The sequence below is a fragment of the Crossiella sp. CA198 genome (assembly GCF_052078295.1).
Taxonomy (GTDB): domain Bacteria; phylum Actinomycetota; class Actinomycetes; order Mycobacteriales; family Pseudonocardiaceae; genus Crossiella.
The window spans coordinates 160186-183906 of sequence record NZ_JBQJIM010000021.1 but is presented as its reverse complement, the minus strand read 5'-3'; the positions used below and the strand labels follow the sequence as shown (position 1 = coordinate 183906).

The 23721-nt window shown below is 70.4% G+C and carries 21 protein-coding genes and 1 pseudogene; 5 read left to right on the top strand and 17 right to left on the bottom strand.

Annotated elements, in window-relative coordinates:
• Positions 1 to 70: 70 nt before the first annotated feature.
• On the top strand, positions 71 to 1921 hold the full coding sequence (locus ACTOWY_RS31820; protein ID WP_441313301.1) for a ricin-type beta-trefoil lectin domain protein: 1851 nt from the start codon (positions 71 to 73) through the stop codon (positions 1919 to 1921).
• A gap of 56 nt (positions 1922 to 1977) precedes the next feature.
• Here ACTOWY_RS31820 and ACTOWY_RS31815 read toward each other — a convergent pair whose 3' ends face one another.
• Positions 1978 to 3090, bottom strand: coding sequence for a glycosyltransferase (locus ACTOWY_RS31815; protein ID WP_441313300.1), 1113 nt, complete (start codon positions 3088 to 3090; stop codon positions 1978 to 1980).
• An 86-nt stretch (positions 3091 to 3176) separates the two neighbouring features.
• Here ACTOWY_RS31815 and ACTOWY_RS31810 point away from each other — a divergent pair, with 86 nt between their 5' ends.
• Entirely contained in the window at positions 3177 to 3539 is a 363-nt protein-coding gene (locus tag ACTOWY_RS31810; RefSeq protein WP_441313299.1) for a DUF5313 family protein, read from the top strand.
• A gap of 148 nt (positions 3540 to 3687) precedes the next feature.
• Entirely contained in the window at positions 3688 to 5721 is a 2034-nt protein-coding gene (locus tag ACTOWY_RS31805; RefSeq protein ID WP_441313298.1) for an FG-GAP-like repeat-containing protein, read from the top strand.
• Positions 5722 to 5774: 53 nt separating this feature from the next.
• Here the strand turns inward: ACTOWY_RS31805 and ACTOWY_RS31800 are convergent, their stop codons facing one another.
• The 6 genes from ACTOWY_RS31800 to trxB form a co-directional block, all read right to left on the bottom strand.
• On the bottom strand, positions 5775 to 6401 hold the full coding sequence (locus ACTOWY_RS31800; protein WP_441313297.1) for a vitamin K epoxide reductase family protein: 627 nt from the start codon (positions 6399 to 6401) through the stop codon (positions 5775 to 5777).
• Between the two features lie 437 nt (positions 6402 to 6838).
• Entirely contained in the window at positions 6839 to 10048 is a 3210-nt protein-coding gene (locus ACTOWY_RS31795) for an amidohydrolase family protein (protein WP_441313296.1), read from the bottom strand.
• A gap of 78 nt (positions 10049 to 10126) precedes the next feature.
• On the bottom strand, positions 10127 to 10726 hold the full coding sequence (locus tag ACTOWY_RS31790) for a hypothetical protein (protein ID WP_441313295.1): 600 nt from the start codon (positions 10724 to 10726) through the stop codon (positions 10127 to 10129).
• 96 nt (positions 10727 to 10822) lie between these two features.
• The gene (locus tag ACTOWY_RS31785; RefSeq protein WP_441313294.1) at positions 10823 to 11752 is read right to left on the bottom strand and encodes a hypothetical protein; all 930 of its coding nucleotides are present in this window, start codon (positions 11750 to 11752) and stop codon (positions 10823 to 10825) included.
• The gene (locus ACTOWY_RS31780; RefSeq protein ID WP_441313293.1) at positions 11752 to 12627 is read right to left on the bottom strand and encodes a hypothetical protein; all 876 of its coding nucleotides are present in this window, start codon (positions 12625 to 12627) and stop codon (positions 11752 to 11754) included. The genes ACTOWY_RS31785 and ACTOWY_RS31780 overlap by 1 nt, the downstream gene beginning before the upstream one ends.
• A gap of 62 nt (positions 12628 to 12689) precedes the next feature.
• A complete protein-coding gene (trxB, locus tag ACTOWY_RS31775) occupies positions 12690 to 13601 on the bottom strand; it encodes a thioredoxin-disulfide reductase (protein WP_441313292.1) in 912 nt (303 codons plus the stop codon).
• Between the two features lie 123 nt (positions 13602 to 13724).
• Between trxB and ACTOWY_RS31770 the strand changes: the two genes are divergently transcribed.
• Positions 13725 to 14099: an FKBP-type peptidyl-prolyl cis-trans isomerase gene (locus ACTOWY_RS31770; protein WP_441313291.1), complete on the top strand. Its 375-nt coding sequence runs from the start codon at positions 13725 to 13727 to the stop codon at positions 14097 to 14099.
• A gap of 43 nt (positions 14100 to 14142) precedes the next feature.
• Here the strand turns inward: ACTOWY_RS31770 and ACTOWY_RS31765 are convergent, their stop codons facing one another.
• The 9 genes and pseudogenes from ACTOWY_RS31765 to ACTOWY_RS31725 form a co-directional block, all read right to left on the bottom strand.
• Positions 14143 to 15312, bottom strand: a complete 1170-nt coding sequence (locus ACTOWY_RS31765; RefSeq protein ID WP_441313290.1) for a serine hydrolase domain-containing protein — start codon at positions 15310 to 15312, stop codon at positions 14143 to 14145.
• A 127-nt stretch (positions 15313 to 15439) separates the two neighbouring features.
• Positions 15440 to 15622 (bottom strand): hypothetical protein, encoded by a 183-nt coding sequence (locus tag ACTOWY_RS31760; RefSeq protein WP_441313309.1) that lies wholly within the window; start codon positions 15620 to 15622, stop codon positions 15440 to 15442.
• 38 nt (positions 15623 to 15660) lie between these two features.
• A pseudogene (locus tag ACTOWY_RS31755) lies at positions 15661 to 16335 on the bottom strand (nucleotidyl transferase AbiEii/AbiGii toxin family protein); the annotation flags it as partial.
• Positions 16332 to 16928 carry a type IV toxin-antitoxin system AbiEi family antitoxin domain-containing protein gene (locus ACTOWY_RS31750; RefSeq protein ID WP_441313289.1) on the bottom strand — a complete coding sequence of 199 codons (597 nt, stop codon included), beginning with the start codon at positions 16926 to 16928 and terminating at the stop codon, positions 16332 to 16334. The gene ACTOWY_RS31750 and the pseudogene ACTOWY_RS31755, both read right to left, overlap by 4 nt.
• 55 nt (positions 16929 to 16983) lie before the next feature.
• Positions 16984 to 17628 (bottom strand): 4'-phosphopantetheinyl transferase family protein, encoded by a 645-nt coding sequence (locus ACTOWY_RS31745; protein WP_441313288.1) that lies wholly within the window; start codon positions 17626 to 17628, stop codon positions 16984 to 16986.
• A complete protein-coding gene (locus ACTOWY_RS31740) occupies positions 17625 to 18482 on the bottom strand; it encodes a metallophosphoesterase family protein (protein ID WP_441313287.1) in 858 nt (285 codons plus the stop codon). Before ACTOWY_RS31740 ends, ACTOWY_RS31745 begins: the two co-directional genes overlap by 4 nt.
• A gap of 25 nt (positions 18483 to 18507) precedes the next feature.
• Positions 18508 to 19512, bottom strand: coding sequence for a hypothetical protein (locus ACTOWY_RS31735; RefSeq protein WP_441313286.1), 1005 nt, complete (start codon positions 19510 to 19512; stop codon positions 18508 to 18510).
• Complete coding sequence (locus ACTOWY_RS31730; protein WP_441313285.1) at positions 19509 to 20738, bottom strand: MFS transporter; 1230 nt, start codon at positions 20736 to 20738, stop codon at positions 19509 to 19511. The genes ACTOWY_RS31735 and ACTOWY_RS31730 overlap by 4 nt, the downstream gene beginning before the upstream one ends.
• Before the next feature lie 14 nt (positions 20739 to 20752).
• Positions 20753 to 22333, bottom strand: coding sequence for a discoidin domain-containing protein (locus ACTOWY_RS31725; RefSeq protein ID WP_441313284.1), 1581 nt, complete (start codon positions 22331 to 22333; stop codon positions 20753 to 20755).
• 264 nt (positions 22334 to 22597) lie between these two features.
• Here ACTOWY_RS31725 and ACTOWY_RS31720 point away from each other — a divergent pair, with 264 nt between their 5' ends.
• The gene (locus tag ACTOWY_RS31720; RefSeq protein ID WP_441313283.1) at positions 22598 to 23152 is read left to right on the top strand and encodes a DUF308 domain-containing protein; all 555 of its coding nucleotides are present in this window, start codon (positions 22598 to 22600) and stop codon (positions 23150 to 23152) included.
• Between the two features lie 92 nt (positions 23153 to 23244).
• Here ACTOWY_RS31720 and ACTOWY_RS31715 read toward each other — a convergent pair whose 3' ends face one another.
• Positions 23245 to 23715 (bottom strand): hypothetical protein, encoded by a 471-nt coding sequence (locus tag ACTOWY_RS31715; RefSeq protein WP_441313282.1) that lies wholly within the window; start codon positions 23713 to 23715, stop codon positions 23245 to 23247.
• Positions 23716 to 23721: the final 6 nt, after the last annotated feature.

Here is a 23721-nt window from a genome sequence, read left to right as displayed (position 1 = left end):
AATCACAGCTTGAAATAAGGTGTGTTCTCAGTTGTCAGCTCCGCCGCCCTCGCTCTGTGTGAGGTTTCGCATGCGCAGTGTCCCGTTCTGGTCCGCAGCGGCGTTGGGGCTGTTGCTGACCGCGACCGCTCTGGTGGCCCCGGCCCCGCAGGCGCAGGCCGCCGGGGAGACCGTCAACATCGCACTGACCACCACGACCACGGCCAACAAGGGCCGCACCGTCACCCGGGGGCTGCAACCGCAGGCCCCGGTCCGGTTCACCCCCGGCACCGGCAGCGGTGGCACCACCATCACCGTCAACGAGGGCCGGACCTACCAGGAGTTCGAGGGCGCGGGCGCGTCCTTCACCGACACCGCCGCCTGGCTGATGAACTCCAGCGGCGCGCTCACCCCGGCCACCCGCGACGCCACCATGCGGAAGCTGTTCCACCCCACCGAGGGGATCGGACTGTCCTTCATCCGCAACCCGCTGGGCGCCTCCGACCTGGCCCGCTTCGACTACAACTTCGACAACACCTGCTGCGATGTCAGCGATTTTGCTATCAACCACGACCTCGCGGACGTGCTTCCCCTTACCCGTCAAGCGAAACAGCTCAACCCGGCGCTGAAGGTGATGGCCTCGCCGTGGAGCGCGCCGGGCTGGATGAAGGACAACAACCACATGCACCAGGGGTGGTTGCAGTCCCAGTACTACACCGCCTTCGGCCAGTACTTCGCCAAGTACGTGCAGGCCTACCAGTCCCGCGGTGTGCCCATCGACTACGTCTCGGTGCAGAACGAGCCGACCTGCTGCGCCGGGTATCCCTCGATGCACTGGAACGCCAACGGCCTCATCCACTTCACCAAGAACGCGCTCTGGCCCGCCTTCCGCGCGGCCGGGATCACCAGCAAAACCCTGGTGCTGGACTGGAACTGGGACAAGTGGGCCGAGTTCGGCGCGCCCCAGGTGAACGATCCGGCCATCCGCAACGACCCGCTCTTCGGCGGCGTGGCCTGGCACGGCTACGGCGGCGATGTGGCCACCCAGACCCAGGTGCACAACCAGTACCCGGGCATCAAGCAGTACGGCACCGAGCACTCCGGCGGTGAGTGGATCAACGACCAGCACCGCGAGGACATGGTCGCCGACATCATCAACCCGACCCGCAACCACGCCCGCAGCGTAGTCAAGTGGAGCCTCGGGCTGGACCAGAACCAGGGCCCGCACAACGGTGGTTGCGGCACCTGCACCGGGCTGATCACGGTGCAGAACGGCGGCCCTCGGCACGGCCAGGTGGACTACACCATTGAGTACTACAACATGGGCCACCTGACCAAGTTCGTCCGCCCCGGCGCGGTCCGGGTGGACACCAACAACACCGCCGCGGTCAGCAACGTGGCCTGGCGCAACCCGGATGGCTCCAAGGCGCTGATCGCCTACAACACCAGTGGCGCCAGCCAGAACGTGCGGGTCAACTGGGGCGGCCAGTCCTTCACCTACGCCCTGCCCGCCCGCACCACGGCCACCTTCACCTGGGCCGGACAGCCCAGCGGCGGACCCACCGGTGGCCAGATCACCGGGCTGGGCGGCAAATGCCTGGACGTCGCCGACAACAGCACCGTCAACGGCGCCCTGGCCCAGATCTGGGACTGCGTTGGCGCGGACAACCAGCGCTGGACGATCAACGCCGACGGCACCGTGCGCGCGCTGGGCAAGTGCCTGGACGTGAGCGGGAACGGCACGGCCAACGGCACGCCGGTGCACCTGTGGGACTGCTTCGCCGCACCGAATCAGCTCTGGCAGGTGCAGGCCGATCGGACCATCCGCAATCCGCAGTCGAACAGGTGCCTGGACGTGACCGGCAACAACGCGGCCAACGGCACCAAGCTGCAGATCTGGGACTGCACCGCCGCGCCGAACCAGCAGTGGAGCACCGCGTGAACGCTCACCGGTGAAAGTCGTGGGTCCGGGTCCGCGCGGGGACCCGGGCCCACGCGTCACCGGCCGAGCGCGACCAGCTTGGGCACCAGCGTGGCGGGCGCGGGCATGGCGGCCATCTCCTTGCGCACCGCCAGCGCCGCCTCGGTGAGGCCCGGTTCGGTGAGCAGCCTGCGCAGTTCGGCGGTGCTGATGTCCTTGGCGGCCACCGCGGTGCCCGCGCCGCGCTTGGCGACCAGCCGGGCGTTGTGGTCGCGGTCGCCCGCGCCGGGCACCACCAGCTGCGGGATGCCCGCGGCCAGCGCCGCCGCCACCGAACCCGCGCCACCGTGGTGCACCAGCGCGGCGCAGTGCGCGAGCACGCTGGTCAGCGGGGCCCAGTCCAGGGTGCGGACGTTGCCGGGCAGGGATTCCCGGCGCAGGATGCGGCGATCCGGGCGGAGCAGCACGATCTCGGCGTCCAGGCCGTCGGCGGCGTCTGCCACCGCGCTCATCAGCCGGTTGCCGCCGGGACCGCCGACGGTGCTGCGGCTGACCGCGATCCGCGGGCGGTCGGCCTCGGCGCTCAGCCAGGCCGGGATCTCGCCCGCGCCGCTGTAGGGCTCGTAGCGCATGGGCCAGCCGGGCTGCTCGCCGACCAGGCTGGGCGGCGCGGTGACGATCCGCGCGGCGGGCCCCGGCAGTTCGTCGATGTTGTTGCGGCGCAAGGGTTTGGCCAGGCGTTCCCGGGTGGCGGCGAGCAGTTCCAGGCCGTCGAAGAGGGAGTTCTCCACCAGCACCGCTGGCACGCCGGCGACCGCGGCGGCCAGCGCCCCGGCGATGGCCAGTGGCTCGTGCAGGATCAGGTCGGGTTTCCAGGAGCGGGCCAGCGCGACCGCGCCGTCCGCGATCTCCTCGTTGACGTGGCCGAAGAGCAGGGCCGCGCCGCGGGTGCCGGACTTGCCCGCGATCTCCGCCTTGGCGATCAGCGGGTGCCACAGCAGGGTCCGGCGGACGATCGGCTCGAACTTGAATCCGGGGGCGAGGTCGCGGACCGGCAGGTCTGCCTGGTCGGCCACTGCCATGGCCTCGCCCGCGGTGGCGAGCAGCACCTCGTGGCCGGCCTCGCGGAGAGCGCGGGCCAGCGGGACCATCGGTAACAGGTGGCCCAGCAGCGGAGCCGCGGTGATCATGACGCGCACCTCGCCACGGTAGCGCGGATCTCCAGACAGGTTCGTCGTTCAGCCGACCGAACAAGTTCCGGACTACCCTGAATCTCATGGACCGGCCGAATCCGGCACGCTGGCTGGCCTACGCCTATGGCGCACGCCTGCCCGCCCGGTACCACTCCTGGGTGCTGCACGATGTGACCGCGCCGACCTGGCTGCTGCGGCACGTGGCCCGCACCCTGGTCCAGGCCGCGCCGTTCGTGCTCGCGCTCTACCTGGTCTTCGATCCGCTGCTGGATTTCCCGCCGAGCCTGGTGCTGCCCGCGCTGGGCCTCGGCCTGCTGGTCAGCCTGTACTACTCGGCCTCCTTCGCCCCGGAGAGCGCGGACTACCGGGCGGCCAGGCACGGGTTCCCGCCGGGATACGCCACCGAGGTCAGAGCCGCCCGCCGTCGTGGCCCCGACTGGCCCTGACCAGGCTAACTGTTACAGCCTGTGACAATTGTCACCGGGCCCACCGGCGGCCCCCTGGATGTCCGAACATCTACGCGCCGACCACACGGGGATGGGTGGCACTTCCTGGGGTTTTGAGCGACTTCCCATGACTTGGGGGCACCACACCGTGACTCGCCATCGTGCGGGCAAGGCCGTCAGCCTGCTCGCCTTCATCGCGGCCGCAGGTCTGCTGACCAGCCTGCCCGCCAACGCCATCGCCGGGGGCACCCCCGCCGCCGACGGCGCCTACGGCTTCGTGGCCAAGATCGACGTCGGCGCAGGCGTCCGCAGCTGCAGCGGGGTGCTGGTCGACCCGAACTGGGTGCTGACCGTCAAGAGCTGCTTCCCGGAGAACGCCCAGGGCGGCAAGCCCGCGCAGCCGACCAAGGTCACCGTCGGCCGGACCGCGTTGCCGGGCACCGCGGGCAAGGTGCTGGACGCGGTCAACCTGATCCCGCGCGCCGACCGCAACCTGGCGCTGGTCCGGCTCTCCGCCCCGGCCGAGGGCATCACCCCCGCCGCCGTGGCCAGGACCGCGCCCGCAGCTGGTGAATCGGTGCGCCTGGCCGGCTACGGCCGCACCGCCACCGAGTGGACCCCGGACCGGCTGCAGACCGGCGCGGCCAAGGTCGAATCGGCCGCGCCGAGCACCCTGTCGGTGCTCGGCGAGGGTTCGGTCTCGGTCTGCCGCGGCGACTCCGGCGGCCCCGCCTTCCGCGAGGTCGGCGGGCGCTTCGAGGTGCTCGGGTTGCACGCGGCCTCCTGGCAGGGCGGCTGCGTCGGCGAGACCGAGACCCGGCGCACGGTCACCGAGTCCAGGGTGGACAACCTGGACGGCTGGCTGGAAGCACAGCTGATCGGCCTGACCGCGACCCCGCTCGCCCAGCACGGCAACAAGCTGAGCTGGCTGAACCCGCCGTCGTTGCAGGCCACCGGCTACCGCGTGTACGGCGCGCGGACCGCGGATGTGCCGCTGGTCCCGGCGAACCTGCTGGGCACGGTCGGCGACGGGCAGTTCACGCACACCGCGTTGCCGGCCAAGCAGGTGTGGCACTACCGGGTGGTCCCGGTGACCGCCGCCGGTGACGGCCCGGCCTCCACGATCGCCTCGGCCACGGTGAAGACGCACACCGTCAGCGACTTCAACGGCGACGGCCGGGACGATATCTCGGCGGTCTACAACTACGAACCGCGGAACCTGGGCACCTTCACCTTCGACGGCTCCGCCCAGGGCCCGGCCGCGCCCGTCGCCAAGGCCCAGACCGGCCCGAACAACTGGGAGATCAGCAGCGGCAAGTACCTCAACGGCGACTTCAACGGCGACGGCTTCGCCGACTGGGGCGCCTTCTACACCTACGGCGGCGGCAGCATCAAGCTCTTCGTGCGCTGGGGCTCGCCGACCGGGCTCAAGGACGCGGGCGAACTGTGGGACTCCGCCGGGCAGTGGGACTGGAACCGGGCGCAGTTCGTCGCGGGCGACTTCAACGGCGACGGCCGCACCGACATCACCGCCGTCTACGGCTACCCGAACGGCCAGACCAAGTTCTGGCTGTTCCGCGGCAACCCGGCCGGGGTGGACGCGCCCGTGGTGACCTGGGATTCCGGCGAGCACAACTGGGAGCGCACCAGCAGCACCTTCATCGCCGGTGACTTCAACGGCGACGGCCGCGACGACCTGGCCGGGCTGTACAACTACGGCACCTACGACGTGGCCCTGTTCGTCGCTGACGGCACCGTCGACGGGCACACCAAGCCCGCGCAGCAGTGGCGTACCGGCCAGAACCAGTGGGACCCGGACCGCTCCCGGCTGCTGGCCGGTGACTTCGACGGCGACGGGCGGACCGATGTCGCGGGCCTGTACGGGTACCCCGACAACCGGATCGCGCTGTTCGTGGGCAAGGGCACGGCGAGCGGAGTGCAGCCGTTCGCGAAGCGGTGGGAGAGCAACCCCGGCGACTGGTACCTGCAGTCCAGCGCGTTCGTGCCCGGTGACTTCGACGGGGACGGCCGGACGGACATCGGCGGCGTCTACAACTACGGCGGCGGGCACCTGAAGCTGTTCAACTTCCGCGGGCAGGCGGATGGCAGCACCGATCGGGGCACCGAGGCGTGGGATTCCGGGAGCGGGTGGCACTGGGAGCGGGTGCTGTTCATCCCGTGAGGTAGTGGGACGAGAACGCCCGGATCGGCTTGGCCGGTCCGGGCGTTGTGCGCTCAGGCGAACAGGCTGGCGCCGAAGGCGGTGAAGACCAGCGCGGCGATCACGGCGAGCCAGGTGAGGGCGAGGATGCCGTGGTAGCCGGTCACGGCCCGGTCGCCGTCGCGACCGCCGAAGTGGCCGCGTTCCAGGTTGGACAGGGTGACGTAGACGAAAATCGGGATGGTCACCGCCCACACGACCATGCAGTAGGGGCAGAGCGTGCGGATCTCGTACAGGCTCTCGATGATCAGCCAGTGGGTGAAGATCACGCCGAGGGTGGCTCCCGCCTGGAGGCCGAGCCAGAACCAGCGGCGGTAGGTCGCGCCGGCCAGGAGTCCGAGGCCGATGGCGGTGACGGCGCTGAACCCGGCGATGCCCAGGAGTGAGTTGGGGAAGCCGAAGACGGCGGCCTGCTCGGATTTCATCACCGTGCCGCAGCTGAGCGCGGCGTTGAAGGTGCAGGTGGGGATGTAGTTCGGGTTGATCAGCAGCTCGAGCTTCTCGATCGTGAGCACGAAGGAGGCGGCCAGGCCGACCAGGCCACCGATGCCGAGCAGCCAGGCGACGATCCGGTCCAGGCGGCGGAGGCCGGCTCCGGTGTCTTCGGCGGCGTGCTGGGGGGCTACCTGCCTGCTTGTCATAGCGCATCCGATCCAGTGCGGTTCCGGCTCACACCACGGTAGGCGGTACCCGGGACGCGCGCACCGCCTCGGTCGATCACAGCACCGGTGGGGTGACGTTGGGGTGAGCTGTTCACTTATCAGTTCGGTGGCGCGGTGGGTTCTGGGACCGACATCAAGATCAAGAGATACGGGCGTCCTCGCCGGACGGCCATCCACAACGGCCAACGTGGCGTACGACAACGGCCAACACGCGCGGAGGTTGAAACCTCGCCGGCGTGTTGGCCGTTGTGGACGGGGTGTTGGCCGTTGTTGTACGGGGTGTTGGCGGATGTGGGCGTGCGTTGGGACCTCGCGCGCCTACATCCGTTGGGACTGTGTACGACTTGGGCCAACTTGGTGTGCGAGTTTGGCCAACTCGGCGTACGAGATCGGCCAACACTCGGGGTGGGGGTGGGTTAGCAGTCGGGGTCGCAGCAGGAGTTTCGGCGCATGGTGTGGGCTACTTCGAGCCAGTCCTGCTCGGTGACGGCAGCTGCGGTGGTGGTGGCTGTTTCGGTTTGGTTGGCGAAGGAGTTGACCAGGTCTGTTGTGGTGAAGGGGATGCCGCCGCGGAGGACCGTGGTGGTGTTGATCAGGTCGTTGAAGTTGGTGAAGGGGTCGCCGTTGACGATGGTCACGTCGGCGACCTTGCCTGGCTCCAGGGTGCCGAGGTCGGTGTCCTGGCCGAAGACCTTGGCGGGCAGCGAGGTCACGGTGCGCAGGGCCTGGGTGGGGGTGAAGCCGTTGCGGTGCAAGGCTCTTAGGCCCAGGTGCAGGTGCAGGCCGATGGCTACCAGGGGGGCGTCGGTGCCGAGGGCGACCAGGCCGCCGCCGTCGAGGACTCGTTTGTAGACGTCGACCTCGGTGGACAGGGTGGTGAGCTGGGCGGGGGTGGGGGGCACCTTGGCGGCGGCTCGGGCCGCGGCGGCGTCCCAGGGGGGCATCAGGGTGGTGACGCGGGGGTCTTCGGCGAGAGCTGGGTCGGTGCCGATGAGGGGAGCCGCGGTGAAGGGGGTGGCGATGAGGTGGAAGTTGGTGCGGGTGTAGATCTCGGTGACGTCTTGGTAGGCGCGGCCGGCGGCGCTGGTGGCGTGGCCGAACTCCAGGCGCTGGGTGGCTTGGAGGTGGGTGGTCAGGTCCTGGCCGAGTTGCACGCCGGGTGAGCACAGGTGGCCGCCGCTGCGGACGCCCAGGCGCTGGTGGGCGAAGTCGGCGGCTTCCTTCATGATCCAGCCGGGGGCGCGGACGTAGGTCTTGACGAAGTCCCAGTCCAGGGCCGCCGCCCGGTCCAGGGAACGGCGCAGGCCCGCGCGGGTGCTGTGCGCGCGGCCCATGCTGTAGGCGACGCGGGCGCCGTCGAGCAGCTCGCCGGTGGCGATCAGCCGGGGGCCGGCCAACGCGCCGGAGTTGATCGCCTCCCGGATGCGGGCCTGTTCGTAGGCGAAGCCGCCGAAGGAGACGGCGGTGGTGATGCCGTAGGCCAGTTGCAGGGCGGTTTGCCTGCCGCCGTAGGTGGACTGCCAGGGGTGGGTGTGCGCGTCCCAGAGGCCGGGGAGCACGGTCTGCTGGGCGGCGTCGATCCGCCTACCGGCCGGTCGGTTGGCACGGTGTGGTTCGACGGCGGCGATGCGGCCGCGGCGCAGTACCAGGTCGACGTCCTGGCGGACCTCGTCGCCGGTGCCGTCCCAGAAGCGGCCGGCGTGCACCACGGTGTCCTCGGGGCGGGGGCGCCGGTAGTCCAGCGGCGCGCGCACGGTGCGCGGGGCGCCGCCGTCCACGCCGATCAGGCGCAGCCGGGTGCCGGAGAGGTAGAGCACGGTGCGGCCGTCACCGGAGAAGGAGGGGTGGTCGGCAGCCTCGTCGGCCAGCTTGCGCGGGGCGCCGGTGGGGGTGCCGTCGGGGCGGATGGGGACCAGGTGCAGGGCCGATTCGATGATCACGGCGAGGTGCTTGCCGTCCGGGGACCAGACGGGGCCGGAGTCGTAGCGGTCGGCGATGGAGGTGTTCGGCGCTACCGGGTGCAGGCGGTCCTTACCGGTGGCGACGTCGACGATCCGGATGAGGTTGTAGCCCTCGCGGAAGCGGCCGTTGAGACGGTTGCGGTCGCAGAAGGCGACGAACTTGCCGTCGGGCGACCAGCTCGGGCGGCCGGGGATGCCGCCGCCGCCGAGCGGGGTGACCAGGATCTTCTCGGTGCCCGCGGTCAGGTCGCGCAGGACCAGGTTGCCGGACATGTCCAGGGCGGCGAGTGTGCCGCCGTCCGGGGACAGCGCGGGGTGCACCCGGCCGCCGGTGGCCAGCACCTTCTCCGCGCCGGTGGCCAGGTCGCGGCGGCGCGCGGTGTAGAGGCCGTCGCGGTCGTCGGTGTAGACGATCGCCTTGCCGTCGGCGGTCCAGCTCGGCGCGAGCAGGAACCGGGTCGGGTCGGCGGTGACCACCTTGCGCGGGCTGCCGCCTGCGCTGGGCACGGTCCACAGCGAGTTGAGCGCGGCGAAGACGACCTGCTTGCCGTCCGGGGACAGCGCGGGCAGGTGCGGGGAACGCACCTCGCGCACGCCCTCACCGGTGTGGTCGTAGTTCTTGCCCCGGTACCGCGGCCGGTCCAGCGGCAGGCTGGCGGTGAACGCGATGGGTTCCGGGGTGGTGGGCGAGCTTGGGCGGAGCAGGGTGAACTTGCCGCTGACAGTGAGCAGCAGCCGGTCCTTGTCCGCCCAGCGCGGCGGCACCGGCTCGACATCGCCTGCCACCGGCACCGGCTGACCGGCCACCACCAGGGTGCAGCCCGCGTTCGGTGACGGCGTGGTGCGCAGGTAGGCCAGCCGGCCGTCCGGGGACAGCGCGGGGGCCAGCACCTGGGCGCCGCTGGTGTCGGTGTGCTCAACGGCGACCGCGCCGGAACCATCCGACCGGATGGCGGCCACCGTGCGCGAGTCCAGCGCGGTGCCGGTGAAGGAGCCGCGCACGAACAGGATCCGGCTGCCGTCGGCGGAGAAGGTCGGGTCGAAGTCCTCCCAGGCCCTGTCCTGCAGCGGACCGTCCTGGCCGGGTTTGCCGGTGATCCGGGTCAGCTCGCCGGTGCGCACATCGGCCACCCAGATCCGGTACGGGCTGCCGGTGACCGTGTCGCCGCCGCGCTCGGAGGCGAAGGCGATCTTGGTGCCGTCCGGGGACCAGGCCGGGCCGCGGTCGTCCCACGGGCCGTCGGTGAGCTGACGCAGGCCGGTGCCGTCCGCGCGCAGCAGCCAGAGGTGGAAACCGCCGCCGCGATAGGCGCAGACGACCAGGTGTTTGCCGTCCGGGCTGAATACCGGGCGGTTGGGTTCCAGGTCGGCCGGGGTGAGGGCTTTCGCCTTGCCGCCACCGCGCGGAATCGACCACAGCACGTTCTGCACCTCGGCGACCAGGCTGCCGTCGGCGGGATTCAGGGTGGCGGCGCCATTGGTGGCCGCCGTGAAGGAAAGGGCTCGTTTTCCGGCCCCTTCGGCCACTTCAGCCGCGGGGTCGGCGAGCGCGTCCGGCGCGGAGCCCAGGGCTCCGGCGGTGCCAGCGGCGGCCGCGGTGAGTGCGGCCGCCTGGAGGAACCGGCGTCGGGACAGGGTCGATTCACTACTGTCCGAAATCTCCACCCGGCGAGCCTACCCATTCGGGTGACCCCCACAAGAGGTATTGATTTCTTGGAAAAGCGCATTCCGGACGAGCGAATTTTATTCCCAGTCCCACTGGAAGCTGTGCCAGCCGGGGCGGGGTTCCGGGATGAGCAGCTCGACCAGGCCGGTGCGGTCCACCTCGACCGTGTGCACCGGCACCGGTTCGGTGACGCTGTCGGGTTGCCAGCTGTGCACCACCCGCACCGGCAGCGCGTCCGGGTGGAAGGTGAGCCGGGCGCCCAGCGAGTCCACCCCGTGCCGCAGGTGACCGCGGTAGCGGTGCGCGGTGCGGGTGCAGTCGGCGAAGAGCCAGCGCCACTCCAGCACCTGCGCCTCGCCCCGGCGCAGCGGCTGGTCCAGCACCAGTTCGGCATAGGTGGCCCGGTGGTCGCGGTGCTGACGGCCCAGTTCGCCGCCCAGCAGCGCCTCGAACTCGGGCTGGTGGCGCTCCCCTGCCGGGCCACGGTGCCCGGTGACGTAGCTGCCCACGCCGTCGGCCTTGGCCAGCACGAACCGGTGGTGCGCGACCTCCCGCCATTCCCGGTGCACGCCGACGGTGACGTCGACGTCCACGCTCACCATGCCCAGACGATCCGGATCCTCGGCGGCGAACGGGAACGGTGTTGTGTCCACTGTGGACGGTGGGGGGAGGGACATCACTGCGGCGGCTCCGATCGCGAGCGGCCCACGTAGGCGGCGGGACCGTCGCAGTTTAGGTCGCCGCAGGCCCCCAAAAGGTTGCTTCGAACGGATTCACCCGTCCCATGACCAGGCCAGCCCGTAGATGCCGGGCTGGGCATCGAGCACCGCGTGGTGCGCCGCCCCGCTCGGACCTGGCGTGATCTCCCCGAAGACCTCCCGGTCCCCGGCCCCGAGGCGGCTGCGGTACCGGTGGCAGCGGAGCGGCAGTTCCGCGCGGTCGAAGCGCACCCGCAGCAGCAGGTCGCGGACCTCGGCCCGGCAGCCGTACTGGATGAACCCGTCCGCCTGGCCGGGCGCGGGCAGCTGCGCGGTCTCGATCGCGTAAGTCTCCCTGGCCCGCAGCACGTGGTCGAAGACGATCTCCACCGCGAATAGCCCGGACTCCGGGTCGTGGGTCTGGCGGCCGATCCGGCAGTCAGTGACCGCTCGGTAGGCAGGCCGGATCGCGCCGGGTGGCACGGCCTGGAAGGCCACGAACCGGTCCACCCCGTCCTCCAGGGCCTGGAACACCTGCCGGACCCGGTGCTCGACCTCGTGCCGCCGCGCGTCCACCAGGCACAGCCAGTCGTGCTTGAGCTGCCGCAGCTGCGCGTTCGCCCGACCGGTGTCTAGCTCCGGTAGACGGGCGGGCGCGCTGAGTTCCAGGCTGTGCTCGACCTTGGGCCGCCCGTGCACCCGGTCCAGCCACCTACCGCGCGGTCGGCGCGGGCCCAGCAGCGCGACCAGCGAGTCCGCGGGCAGCCCGGCCAGCTCCTCCACGGCGCGCACCGCGTTGAGCGATTCCTCGCGTTCGGGCCGCCGGTTGCCGCGCTGCCAGTAGCTCAGGCTGGAGGTGCTCACCGGCAGTCCCCTGGCGTGCAGGCGGCGGCTGACCCCCTCGATGCCCAGGCCGCTACGCCGGATGGCCAGCCGGAAGGCCAGGTGGAACGGTCCGGTGGACAGCGCCTGGTGCAGGGCGGATTCCTGCCGCTGGTCGGCCATCAGTCCCAGTCCCAGACCACGCCGTGCCAGCCCGCGGAGGCGTCCGCGAGCAGGTAATGGGTGCTGCCGCGCGGCCCGATGCGCAGTTCGGCCACCCGTTCCTCGGGCACCGCCAGCGCGGGCCGCCAGGTGCGGTGGCAGCGCGGCGGGATGGCGTCGGGGTGGAAGAACAGCCGGTAGCCCAGCGAGCGGGCGCCGCCGCTGAGCACGGTGCGGCTGACCGAGCTGGTGCCCAGCCCGAGCGGGAAGTCCCAGGTCCATTCCAGGTGCAGCGTCTCACCGGCGGGCAGCGGATGGTCGAAGCACAGTTCGGCGCTGTTGACCTGGCGGGAGAGGTCGCGCAGCTGCTCACCGGTGGTCGCGCCGAGCACCTCGCCGAGCACCGGCAGCTCCTCGCCGGGTTCGGCGGCGTAGCGGGTGACGTACCGGTTGATGCCGTCGGCCAGCGACATCAGCAGCCTGCGGTTGACCATCCGGACCTGCTGCCGGTCCGGGCCCAGGTGCAGGTCGATCTCCACGCTGATCACGGCCAGCGCGTTGTTGGTCTCCGCGCGCAGCTCGGCGGTGGCCAGCTTCCACTCCAGCTTCTCCTCGAAGGAGCTGGACCGCATCGCCCATTCCTGGCCAGGCGGCTGCGGGGCCTTGCCGAGCAGCCTGCGCAGCGACCCGCTGGGCAGCGCGAGGATCTCCTCCAGGGCGGTCACCGCGGCCAGCGAGGTGCGGCGTTCCGGCCGGGTCCGGCCGCGCCGCCAGTAGCTGAGGCTGGCCAGGCTGACCGCGATCTTCCGGTCCATCAGCCTGCGCTGGATGCTCTCCAGGCTGAGCCCGCTGTGCGTGATGGCCAGGTGCAGCATCTCATGGAAGGTCGCGGTCATGGTGCGACGAGAATCCAGGACCGCCCTCGCTTAAGCAAGGCTGACCAGGGGCTAAGTGAAAATCAGCTGACCAGCCAGCGCTCGGCGTCCATGGCGGCGGCGCAGCCGGACCCGGCGGCGGTGATGGCCTGCCGGTAGCTGTGGTCGACCAGGTCCCCGGCGGCGAAGACCCCGTCCAGGTTGGTCGCGGTGCCCGGACTGGCCACCCGCACGTACCCGTCCACGTCGATCTCCACCTGCCCGCGCACCAGCGCCGAGCGCGGTTCGTGCCCGATGGCCACGAAGAACCCGGTCACCGGCAGCACCGATTCCGCGCCGGTCCCGGTGTGCCGCACCCGCACGCCCTGCACGGTCTGGTCGCCGAGCACCTCCAGCACCCGGGTGTCCAGCAGCCAGCGGATCTTGTCGTTGGCGCGGGCCCGTTCCAGCATGATCCGGGAGGCGCGGAAGTCCTGACGGCGGTGGATCACGGTGACCGTGCGGGCGAACCGGGTCAGGAAGATCGCCTCCTCCATGGCCGAGTCGCCGCCGCCGATCACCGCGATGTCCTGGTCCCGGAAGAAGAACCCGTCGCAGGTGGCGCAGGAGGACACGCCGCGGCCGAGCAGGCGCTGCTCACCGGGCACGTCCAGGTAGCGGGCGGCCGCGCCCATGGCCAGCACCACGGCCCGTGCCTGGTGCGTGACGCCGTTGGCGGTGACCGACTTGACCGGCCCGGACAGGTCGACGGCCTCGACGTCCTCGGCCCGCAGCTCGGCGCCGAAGCGCTCGGCCTGCGCCCGCATCTGCTCCATCAGCTCGGGGCCGAGGATGCCGTCCTTGAAGCCTGGGTAGTTCTCCACCTCGGTGGTGGTCATCAGCGCGCCGCCGTAGCCGGTGCCCTCGAAGACGACCGGCCGCAGTTGCGCCCGCGCGGCGTACACGGCGGCGGTGTACCCGGCGGGCCCGGACCCGATGACGATCAGCTCAGCCATACCCGGAGATCCTCCGGCGCGCGGCGGTCCGCCGCCCCGGCCGTCCGGCTGGTGGGTTCCACAGCCGTTCAGAGCCGTTCAGTTAGGGTCGGCGGGCTGCAAGCCATTCGAGGAGGACACCCCATGGGCAAGACCAAGCCCACCGTCACCGTGCCCGACGGCCCGTCGCCGGACTACCTGGACATCACCGACCTGGAGGTCGGCGAGGGCCCCGAGGCCGTGGTGGGCCAGGAGGTGACCGTGCACTACGTGGGCGTGTCGCACAGCACCGGCCAGCAGTTCGACGCCAGCTGGGACCGCGGCGACACCTTCTCCTTCCCGCTGGGCGGGGGCCGGGTCATCAAGGGCTGGGACATGGGCGTGAAGGGCATGAAGGTCGGCGGCCGCCGCCAGCTGGTCATCCCGGCGCACCTGGGTTACGGCAACCGGGGCGCGGGCGCGGCGATCAAGCCGGGCGAGACGCTGATCTTCGTGGTGGACCTGATCGCGGTCGGCTGACCCCGGTGACCGGCCGGCGCACTGGGCGTCGGCCGGTACCCGGTCAGGCCTTCGCGCAGAAGACGGCCTTGATCGCCTTGAACGCGGTCGGCTCGGTCATGGGCGGCACCACGTCGCCGGAGTCCAGGTCGCCGCCCGCGGTGTTGATCGCGATCTGGATCCGCCTGCTGCCGTCGGCGTTGCCGTACAGGTGCGAGTTGTAGCCGTGGATGCCGCCGCTGTGGCCGAAGAAGACGTCACAGCCCGGGGCGGGGTTCGAGGCGGCCAGGCCGAGCCCGTAGCCGCCGTTGCCCTTGCGCACCAGCTTGCGCATCTCGGCCAGCAGGTGCGGGGCGAGCAGCTTCCCGCCGTGCAGCGCGGCGAGGAAGGTGTCCAGGTCCGCGGTGGTGCTGATGATCTCCCCGGCCGCGTGCGCCCAGGACGGGTTGAGCACGGTGGCGTTCTCGGTGGCCACCTTCGCGCCGTCCCGGTAGGAGTAGTAGCCCTGCGCGTGCGGGCCGGGGATCAGCGCCCTGGTGCCCGGCAGGCTGGTGGCGCGCAGGCCCAGCGGCTCGATGATCCGGCGGTTGACCTGGGTGGCGTATGGCGTGCCGGTCACCTGCTCGATGAGCAGTCCGACTACCACGTAGTTGGTGTTGGAGTAGGACCAGTCCGCCCCCGGCTCGAACCGCGGCGGCCGGGTCAGCGAGGCCCGCACCAGGTCATCCGGCGTGTAGGTGCGGAACCGGTTGGCGGCGAACTTCCTGCCCTCCAGGGGGATCGGGTGGTCCATGGTGCCGTCCGGGCGGAACTCGCCGGTGTGGCTGAACAGGCCGCTGGTGTGCTGGAGCACCATCCGCACGGTGATCCGCTGGTCCAGCCCGAACCGCGGCAGGTACCGGGTGACCGGGTCGTCCAGCCCGATCCGGCCCTCGTCCACGAGCTGGAGCAGCACGGTGGCCACGAAGGTCTTGGTGATGCTGCCCGCCCGGAACCGCGCGTCCGTGCGCACCGGCGTCCGGCCCCCGATCCGGGTCGTGCCCGCGCTGCCCGCCCAGTCCCCGTGCCCGTCGTGCACCCGCACCTGGACGCCGACCGCACCCTGGGTGAGCAGTTCCTGCATGACCTGGCGGATCTCCGGGCGATCCGCGGCCACCGCGGGCGCGGCGCCGGCCGTCAGCAGACCGGCGACCAGGGCCAGGCTGGTGGCGAGCAGAGCCGGGTGGGTGCGCATCAGTGACCTCCTCGTGGGCGCGCGAGTCCGCGCCTGGTGATCATTGAGGGTAGGGAGGAGGGTGGGTCGCGGTCATCCGGCTATCTCCCTGATCTGACCCCGGGGTGCCCACCCTGGGGCGTACTACTCAGGTCCAGTGCCCCTCGGCCGCCCGCCAAGTCTTCCCGCCGACCTGGTCGGCCAGGCAGGGATCGGCGAAGGCCTTCACCTGCGTGAGAACGTCCGAGAAACTCGCCGGTGTCCGCTCCTGGAGCTGTTGTTTGCGCCGCCAGGCCTGCCAGCGTGGCTGGGCGAGATCGGCGAAGCCCACCAGCACCTCGCTGAGCGGTGCGAGGTCCGTTTTCCGTGGGCCGCAACGGTGGTGAGCGCGGTGCGCAGTTCGTCGCCGAGCACGTCGTGACGTCTGCTCAGCAGGTGGACATCGGTGAAGTCACGCCAACGGGTGTTCACCACGCCCCGCGCGACGGCGGTGACGATCTTCTCCGCGTGCACCATGGTCAGCGGATATCCGGTGATGGCCAACGAATCGCCCAGCAATCAGGGCAACAGGACGGTCTGCGGTTCCGGCCAGACCGGATCACCTACGTTGACATCGACGTGCAGGCTCAGCCGTGCGGTGGCAAGGCTTCCGGTCATGGTCACCCGGACTCCGCTGTAGTCGTCCTCGTCCCGGATCGTCTCCGCGGTCGCCGAATCGACGTCGAAGACCAGTCCGTCGTCAACCGGCAGTGCCGCGATGGAACGCACCAGCTCCAGGACGGCCTCGACCTCGTTCGACATCCATCGGCCCAGGAGATCGACATCCCTGGTGGGGCGACGGGTGTCGTAGGCGGCAAGCAGCACGCCGCCTTTGAGCACCAGGCGATCCGCGCTGGCGGAACCCGCCAGGCGAACCAGGAAACCCTCCAGCGCGTAGAGCTGGTGCAGTTCGTCGGTTGGCCGCTTGGTCCGGCGGGCCAGGTTCTGCAGGTCCAGATAGATGGAGCCGGATTTGGTGGAACGGGTGGGTCGAGCCGGAGTCACAGCAGAACCTCAAGCGCGTGTCGCAGGGACTTCTCGGTACGGGGGAACTCTCGGGCCATGCGCAGCAGCGAAGAAGGCTGGGTGCCTGGTCGCCGGAGCCAGCGCCGGAGTGCCTCGTTGCCTAACTCCGGTCCTTCCCACCTGCGGAGCCGGAAGGCGTCGATGAGGCAGCGTTCGGCGTTGTAGATGCCGATGCCGTGGGTCTGGTACAGGGCCAGCCGTTCCTGGCCGATCGAAAAGCTGCCAGGGGCGAAGAGGTGCCAGGAGACCGGGACTCGCACCTGTGGTCTGCGGCGGCCACGGGGCAGCGCGATGTCGATCGCGGCCGGGATCTGATCAGTCAGTCCGTGCCGGGCCAGGGCGGTGGTCAGGCACAGCGTCGCTTCCGGCGCCCGCACACTGATCTCCAGCAGGTCGGGATCGGTGAGTTCACCGTCTTCCGCCCAGCGGAACAGGCCCCACCCGATCGACTCGATGGCGCCGGAGTCCCGCAACGCGTACAGGCGGCGGTCCGACATGCCCCGGCGCTGGGCGTCGTTGTAGGTGAACGGCGAGGGCAGCATCGCCCGTTCGTCCGCCGTGCCGGTCTCCACGGAGGAAATCGTACACATGAAGGGTGGTCGTGTGCACGATTTCCTCCGGTCGTGGCTACCCGGGCACGACCACCGAGGTCAGCACCAGCCCGTCCCGCACCAGGTACCGCCCCTCGAACCCGGCCACCGCTCGCCCCTCCACCACCGGTGGCTCGATCAGCACCTTCGCCCGGAAACCGCCCGAGCGGTCGAAGCTCAGCTCCGCGTCCTGGAACCCCAGCCAGGCCCCGGTGATCGGGAACCACGCCTTGTACACGCTCTCCTTGGCGCTGAACAGCACCCGGTCCCAGTGCAGCTCCGCCCCCGCCGCCGCCAGCCACTCGTGTTCGGCGGGCACCGCCACCAGCCGTTGCACCCCGTCGGGCAGCGCGTCGTGCACCTCCGCGTCGATACCGACCGAGCGGATGGTTTCCCGGTCGGCCACCGCGGCCGCGCAGTAGCCCTCGCAGTGCGTGATGCTGCCGACGATTCCGTTGGGCCACAACGGTTCTCGCTTCGGGCCGCGCAGGATGGGTTGTTCCGGCAGGCCCAGGGCGGACAGGGCGCGGCGGGCGCAGGTGCGGGCCTGGGTGTACTGCTTGCGGCGGCGTTCCACCGCGCGTTCGACGGCGGCGGTTTCCTCGGGGAGCAGGTACGCGGTGGGGTCGTCGCCGAGGATTTCGGCGGCGCGGACGCCGGCGGGGAGCAGTTCCTCGATCACGACGGGAGGGGGTGCTGCGGTTCGGAGTCGATCAGGACCGGGCGGAGCAGGGGGCGGCGGGTCTTGCGGGGCTGCCATTCGCGTGGGTAGCCGAGGGAGACCTCCTCGAACCGGACGCCGTCGAACTTGTCGGTCAGCGGGATGTGCAGGTGGCCGGAGACGACCACGGCGGCGCGGTAGCGCAGGTGCCAGTCCTCGGTCAGGGTGGTGCCGCACCAGAGCGCGAAGTCCTGGTAGTGCAGGCGTTTGGTCGGGCCGGGGTGCAGCGGGAAGTGGTTGACCAGCACGGTGCGCCGGTCGGCGGGGATGGCGTCCAGGCGCTTCTGGGAGTACTCGACGCGGGCGTGGCACCAGGCGTCGCGGCTGGGGTAGGGGTCGTGGTGCAGCAGCACCTCGTCGGTGCCGACCACGCCTGCCTCCCTGGCCCTGGCCAGGGCCTGCTCCTTGGTCTCGCCTGGGCGGCGGCCGATGGAGTAGTCGTAGAGCAGGAACAGCGGCGCGATGACCAGGTCCTCCTGCTCTCCGTGCCAGACCGGGAACTCGTCCTCCGGGGTCACCACGTCCAGGCTGCGGCACAGCTCGACCAGGTGCCGGTACCTGGCCTCGCCGCGCAGCCGCACCTCGTCCTTGGGCACCGTCCACAGCTCATGGTTGCCGGGCACCCAGATCAGCTTGGCGAAGCGCTCCCGCAGGGTGCGCAGCGCCCAGTCGACATCCGCGACCGTGTCACTCACATCCCCGGCGACGATCAACCAGTCCTGGTCGGACTCGGGCCGGATGGCGGCCACCACCTCGCGGTTGGCGGCGCGGTCACAGTGGAGGTCGCTGGTGGCCAGCAGTTGCGGACTCGACACGACCGCCGACGATACTCGCCGCCGCTCAGCGGGTCCCCGGACCGGACGGTGAGGAGGCCCAGGCCACCAGCTTCCGGCTGGCGCCGCTCCCGTCGGCGGCCGCGGTCCACACCTCCTCCCCCGGCAGGCCGTAGACCAGCGTTTTCTCGTCCAGCCAGGCCACCTGGTCGTCGATCCCGGCGGGTTCGGCGATGGCGGTCTCGGTCATGGTGGCCAGGTCCAGCACGTGGATCCGCCAGGGCCGGGCGCCGTCGGAGGACATGCGTTTCTTGAATGCGATCCGCTTGCCGTCCGGGGACAGCGAGGGGCATTCCACGTTCTCCCGCAGGGTCTCGGCCCGCCAGTCCTGGTAGGCCGCGCGGACCAGGTGGGTCCGGCCGCCGGTGGACACGGTGGCGTAGAAGGTCTCGCTGTCCGGGGTGAAGCTCACGCCCCAGTAGTTGACATCCTCGGACATGTGCTGCTGGCCGCCCAGTTGCAGCGGGATCTCCTCGATGTTGGTCTGCAGCCGGTCCTCGCGGTGGCTGTAGATGCCGGTGCGGGTGGAGAAGCTGGCCGAGTTGTAGGCATCGCCGGTGACGAAGGTGGTCCAGGCGGCGATCTCCCCGTCCGCGGACAGCCGGGCGCGGCTGACGGTGCCGACGATCTCGATCCGCTTCAGCTCGCGCAGCTGATCGTCGAGGAGCAGCACCATCGCCCGCGGGGTCGGCGCGGGGTGCGCCGCCACGCACAGCCCGCGGCCGGCCGCGGTGGAGAACCGCTCGCAGCGCAGCTGGCTGAGCCGGCGTGGGCCGCCGGGATCGGTCAGCGACACCGAGGCGATGACGCCGAAATGCGGGCCGGGCGCGGTGTTGCGGAACACCAGCCGTCCCGGTTCGCCCAGCCGCAACGGCGCCGGGTCCACGGCCAGGTCGACCGCGGGCTGCCGGTCGGGCGCGGTGGCCCTGGCGTGCATGGTGTAGAGGATGGCGGCCGAGCCCAGCACCACCGCGGCCAGGGCCGCCAGCAACATCCGCAACCGCGTGCTCATCGCGCCTCCCGCAACCGGAACATCGCGCCGGCCACCACGATCGCGAGCGCGCCGCAGGCGACGAGCACGGCCGGGTACAGGCCCCACCAGGTCCACGCGGCGCCGAAGGCCACCGCGGACAACAACTTCGCCACCGCCTGCGCGGTCTGCAGCACGGCCATGCCACTGGTCCGCTGATCCTCGGGCAGCAGTGGCGCGACCGCGGCCATCAGCACCCCGTCGGTGGCGGCGTAGAACATGCCGTGTGCCAGCAACGCGCCGAAGAGCAACACGATCCCGTCGGCCAGTCCGGCCACCAGCGCGTAGGCCAGCAACAGCAACACGTGACCGCCGACGAAGACCTGCCAGCGGCCGATCTTGTCCGCCAGCCTGCCGAAAGGCATGGCCAGCAACAGGTACACCCCCGCGGTGCCCAGCGGCAGCATCGCGATGTAGGCCGGTTCCAGCTCCAACCGCTTCTGCAGCAACAGGTACAGGAAGGAATCGCCGACGGTGACCAGGCCGAGCAGGGTGGCCCAGCCGACGATCCGGCGGAACCGCTTGCCACGCAACAGGGCGAAGGAGGCACGCAGCGGAATCCGTTGCGTGGTGGCCGGTCCGCGCTGGTCCCGCACGAACAGACCGAAGACCAGCACGCCCAGGGTGGCGAAGCAGAAACTGACGAAGAACACCGTGTCGTAGCCGCCGGCGACGAAGCCCAGCAACAGGAACGCGGTCAGCGGACCGAGGAAGGCGCCGACGGTGTCCATCGCGCGATGGATCCCGAAGGCCCGGCCCTGTTGATCCTCCGGAGTGGACAGTGAGATCAGCGCGTCCCGTGGCGCGGTGCGCAATCCTTTGCCCGTGCGATCGACGGCGAGGACGAGGCCCATCGCGGCGGCCGAACCGCCCGCCGCGATGAGCCCCAGCTTGGCCACGGCGGACATGCCGTAACCAAGCCCCGCCACCAGTTTCCGGCGTTGCCACCGGTCCGCGAGGTGCCCCCCGAGGACCCGCACGATCGCGGTGGCCGCGGAGTACAGCCCGTCCAGCAAACCGAACTGCAGCGGACTGAATCCCAGTCCCAGCACCAGGTAGAGCGGCAGGACAGCCGTCACCATCTCGGCGGAGATGTCTGTGATGAGGCTGACCATACCCAGTGCGAGCACATTTCCGGCTACCGCCCGCCGAGCACCGCCACGTTCGCGGCGTGGGGTGTCAGCGGACCGGGTGGTGGCGAGGTACATCGGGTGCTACCCCCTCAGCGACAGGTGTACGGGCCGGCCTTGTCGAGCAGCTTGCCGTCGATGCCGATGATCTCCCAGGCAATGGTGGGGCCGTTGAGGATCAGCTTCATCACACCGTGCTTGGCGAAGGAGACCTCGACCCCCTCGCGGTTCTTGATATTGGTGTAGAGCGAGTCGCCACCAATGCCGATGACCGCCGACCGCAGGCCGTTCGCCTCATCGACCTTGCCGCTGGCGTTCAACGGCTTCAACCGCTCGTAGTGGTGATCGTGCCCGCTGAGCACCAGATCCGCCTTGGCCTTCAGCAGCTCATTCCACAGTGGACCCATGGTCGGGTTGTCACCGTACTCACCGGAGTTGAACCTGGGGTGGTGCCAGTAGGAGATGACGCAGCGCTTCTGGTTCTTCGCCAGGTCGGCGCGCAACCACTCGAGCTGGGCCTTGTCGTTGGCCTTCTGCGCCATGGAGTCCAGCGCGACGAAGTGCACGTCGCCGACGTCATGGCTGTAGTACATCTTTCCGCCGCCCAGCGGCGTGGCCGCGGCGCCGAAGTACTGCTGGTAGCCCTTGCCCTTGCCCGCCGGGTCGTCGTACTCGTGGTTGCCAGGACTCGGTTTCGTGATGCCCTTGAACTTGCCCCAGGTGGGGTCGTAGTACCTGCGGAACTCATCAATCGTCCCGCTGTTGTACTGGTTGTCGCCCGCGGTCACGATGAGCGAGGGCTTGATCTGCTCCACCAGCTTCGCGGTTTTGGTGCTGGCACAGGAACTTCCGGCGCAGACCGGCACGATGTCGCCCGCCGCGACCACGACGGTGCCACCCGGCGCGCCGGGCTTGGTGCGGGCGGCCAGCGGGGCGCTCTCGCCGGAGATGTTGCCCGCCGCGTCCCGCGCCCGGACCGTGTAGCTGAACCCGGTGTCGGAGGCCAGGCCCGTGTCGGTGAAGGAGGTGGTGGGCGAGGATCCGACCAGGTTGCCATCGCGCAGCACCTCGTACCCGGTCACCCCGACGTTGTCCGAGGAGGCGGCCCAGCCGAGCGTGATGGTGTCCGAAGTGGACGATGGTGCGGCCAGCCCGGCCGGGGTGGTCGGCGCCTGGGTGTCGCCGGTGCCGGTGCGGGTGCCGTAGACCGCGATCTCCCAGAGGGAGTAGCCGTAGCTGGTGGCCCGGCGGGTGCCGTTGACCTTGATGTAGCGGGCCGCGGTGTTCAACGAGGTCAGCTCGTCGACGCCGCCGTCGGACTCGGTGACCGAGCGGATGGTGGTCCAGGTGCGGCCATCGGCGGACGCCTGCACCTGGTAGTCCCTGGCGAAAGCGGTTTCCCAGTTGAGGCTGACCCGGTTGACGGTGGCCGGTCCGCCCAGGTCAACCGATATCCACTGGGGATCGACGCCTTCGGCGCTGGCCCAGCGGGTGGTGTTGTCCCCGTCGACCGCCTTGCCGCCGTCGAAGTCGGCGGCCTCGGTGCTGGAGGTGGTGGTGGGTTTGTTGAGCGAGAGCAGCGTGTCAGCGGCGGCGCTGGCGGTCAGCAACGGGGTGGTCGCGGCGGCGACCGCGACCGTGACGAGTAACGCGGGAAGGACACGTATTTTCATGGCGGTGTTGATCTCCTCGGCGAGGCGGTGTCGACGACAACCGGCGCGTGGCGGCGGCGGGGTGCCGGCATCGGCGAGGGTGAACGTCAGGTCAACAGTAAAGAAACCTCCCTATTTATGTGCGAATGGTCAGCACCGTAAGGGGCAACTCCAGCTCGGCGCAACCCGCCAAATGGGGCCACTGCCAAGCCCGCTACCAGCGATGTTGCCGTGCGCAACAAACCCAGTGCGCCGCCGGACCCGCGTAGGCGCGATCATGGACAGGTGCTGGAACTCCTGCGCGGCCGTCACCGGCTGATGACCATCCGCGGCGCGGTCGCGATCGTGTTCGCCCTGCTCGCCTTCTTCGCCTGGCCGGAGGATGCCGACTGGGTGGTGCAGTTCGCGGTGCTGATCGCCTACCTGCTCGCCGAGGGTGTGTTCGCGCTGCTGTTCGCCTTCCGCGGCAAGGACGCGCCCGCGCTGGACCGGACGTTGTTCGCGCTACCCGGTTTCCTGCTGCTGACCGGCATCACCATCACCGCGGCGAGTTTCGCGATCACCCCGCTCATCTCGCTGTTCGGGGTGGTGATCGTCAGCGCCGGATGGCCGATCATCAACGGCATCGGGCAGGCGCTGGTCGCGGTGCGGGTCAAGGAACTCTTCGCCAGGATCGGCTTCGCGATCAGCGGCACACTGTCCATTGTGGTCGGTGTGCTGGTGATGAACGTGTCCACCGAACAAGCCTCACTGTGGACCCTGCTCGCCTGGTACGCCCTGGTCTCCGGCGCGATCTTCGTGGCCCTGGGCATCCGGTTCAGTCGCGGCGCCAGAGGCTGAGCCAGCAGGCCCCCGTCGAGTTGGCCCAAGTCGTACGCCTGGTTGGCCAAACTGGGCGTACCACTTTGGCCAAGTCGACGGCGGTGGGCTGGTCAGTGCGGGACGTAGACGCCGTCGACCTGTTTGGGTGAGGCGGGGGTGAAGGTGAGGACGGTGCGGGTGGTGCGGGCTCGGGTGCAGGCGTCCGCGCCGGGGATGGCGTAGTGGTCGGCGAACTCGTCCAGTTCGGCGAAATCCGGGGTTTGGGTGCAGATCAACAGCATTTCCACCGCGGGGTGCACGGACTCGGCGGCGGACTGGATGTTCGCGGCGGCCTCCGCGTCCAGGCCGTTGTGCGCCAGGTGCAGGGCGATGCCGTCGGGCGCCAGGTCGGTCATCACCTCGGCGAGGCGGTCGGCCTGCTCGACCAGGTCGGCGCGGTCGGTGATCGGGCCGAGGTCCAGGAAAGTCCGGATGCCGCGGTCCCGCAGGGTTTGCCGGGTGGCGCGGTCGGCGGGGCCGATCACCGCCCAGTCCGCCGGGCCCAGGTTGCCGCCACGTCCGATGCACAGGATCCGCGCCATACCGGG

Excerpts from the sequence above, each read along its gene's own strand:
- ACTOWY_RS31785 (WP_441313294.1), bottom strand. The coding sequence starts at position 11,752 with ATGGCCGACCAGCGGCAGGAATCCGCCCTGCACCAGGCGCTGTCCACC.
- ACTOWY_RS31790 (WP_441313295.1), bottom strand. The coding sequence starts at position 10,726 with ATGTCCCTCCCCCCACCGTCCACAGTGGACACAACACCGTTCCCGTTC.
- ACTOWY_RS31730 (WP_441313285.1), bottom strand. The coding sequence starts at position 20,738 with ATGTACCTCGCCACCACCCGGTCCGCTGACACCCCACGCCGCGAACGT.
- ACTOWY_RS31735 (WP_441313286.1), bottom strand. The coding sequence starts at position 19,512 with ATGAGCACGCGGTTGCGGATGTTGCTGGCGGCCCTGGCCGCGGTGGTG.
- ACTOWY_RS31815 (WP_441313300.1), bottom strand. The coding sequence starts at position 3,090 with ATGATCACCGCGGCTCCGCTGCTGGGCCACCTGTTACCGATGGTCCCG.
- ACTOWY_RS31810 (WP_441313299.1), top strand. The coding sequence starts at position 3,177 with ATGGACCGGCCGAATCCGGCACGCTGGCTGGCCTACGCCTATGGCGCA.
- ACTOWY_RS31725 (WP_441313284.1), bottom strand. The coding sequence starts at position 22,333 with ATGAAAATACGTGTCCTTCCCGCGTTACTCGTCACGGTCGCGGTCGCC.
- ACTOWY_RS31770 (WP_441313291.1), top strand. The coding sequence starts at position 13,725 with ATGGGCAAGACCAAGCCCACCGTCACCGTGCCCGACGGCCCGTCGCCG.
- ACTOWY_RS31780 (WP_441313293.1), bottom strand. The coding sequence starts at position 12,627 with ATGACCGCGACCTTCCATGAGATGCTGCACCTGGCCATCACGCACAGC.
- ACTOWY_RS31800 (WP_441313297.1), bottom strand. The coding sequence starts at position 6,401 with ATGACAAGCAGGCAGGTAGCCCCCCAGCACGCCGCCGAAGACACCGGA.
- ACTOWY_RS31765 (WP_441313290.1), bottom strand. The coding sequence starts at position 15,312 with ATGCGCACCCACCCGGCTCTGCTCGCCACCAGCCTGGCCCTGGTCGCC.
- trxB (WP_441313292.1), bottom strand. The coding sequence starts at position 13,601 with ATGGCTGAGCTGATCGTCATCGGGTCCGGGCCCGCCGGGTACACCGCC.
- ACTOWY_RS31715 (WP_441313282.1), bottom strand. The coding sequence starts at position 23,715 with ATGGCGCGGATCCTGTGCATCGGACGTGGCGGCAACCTGGGCCCGGCG.
- ACTOWY_RS31820 (WP_441313301.1), top strand. The coding sequence starts at position 71 with ATGCGCAGTGTCCCGTTCTGGTCCGCAGCGGCGTTGGGGCTGTTGCTG.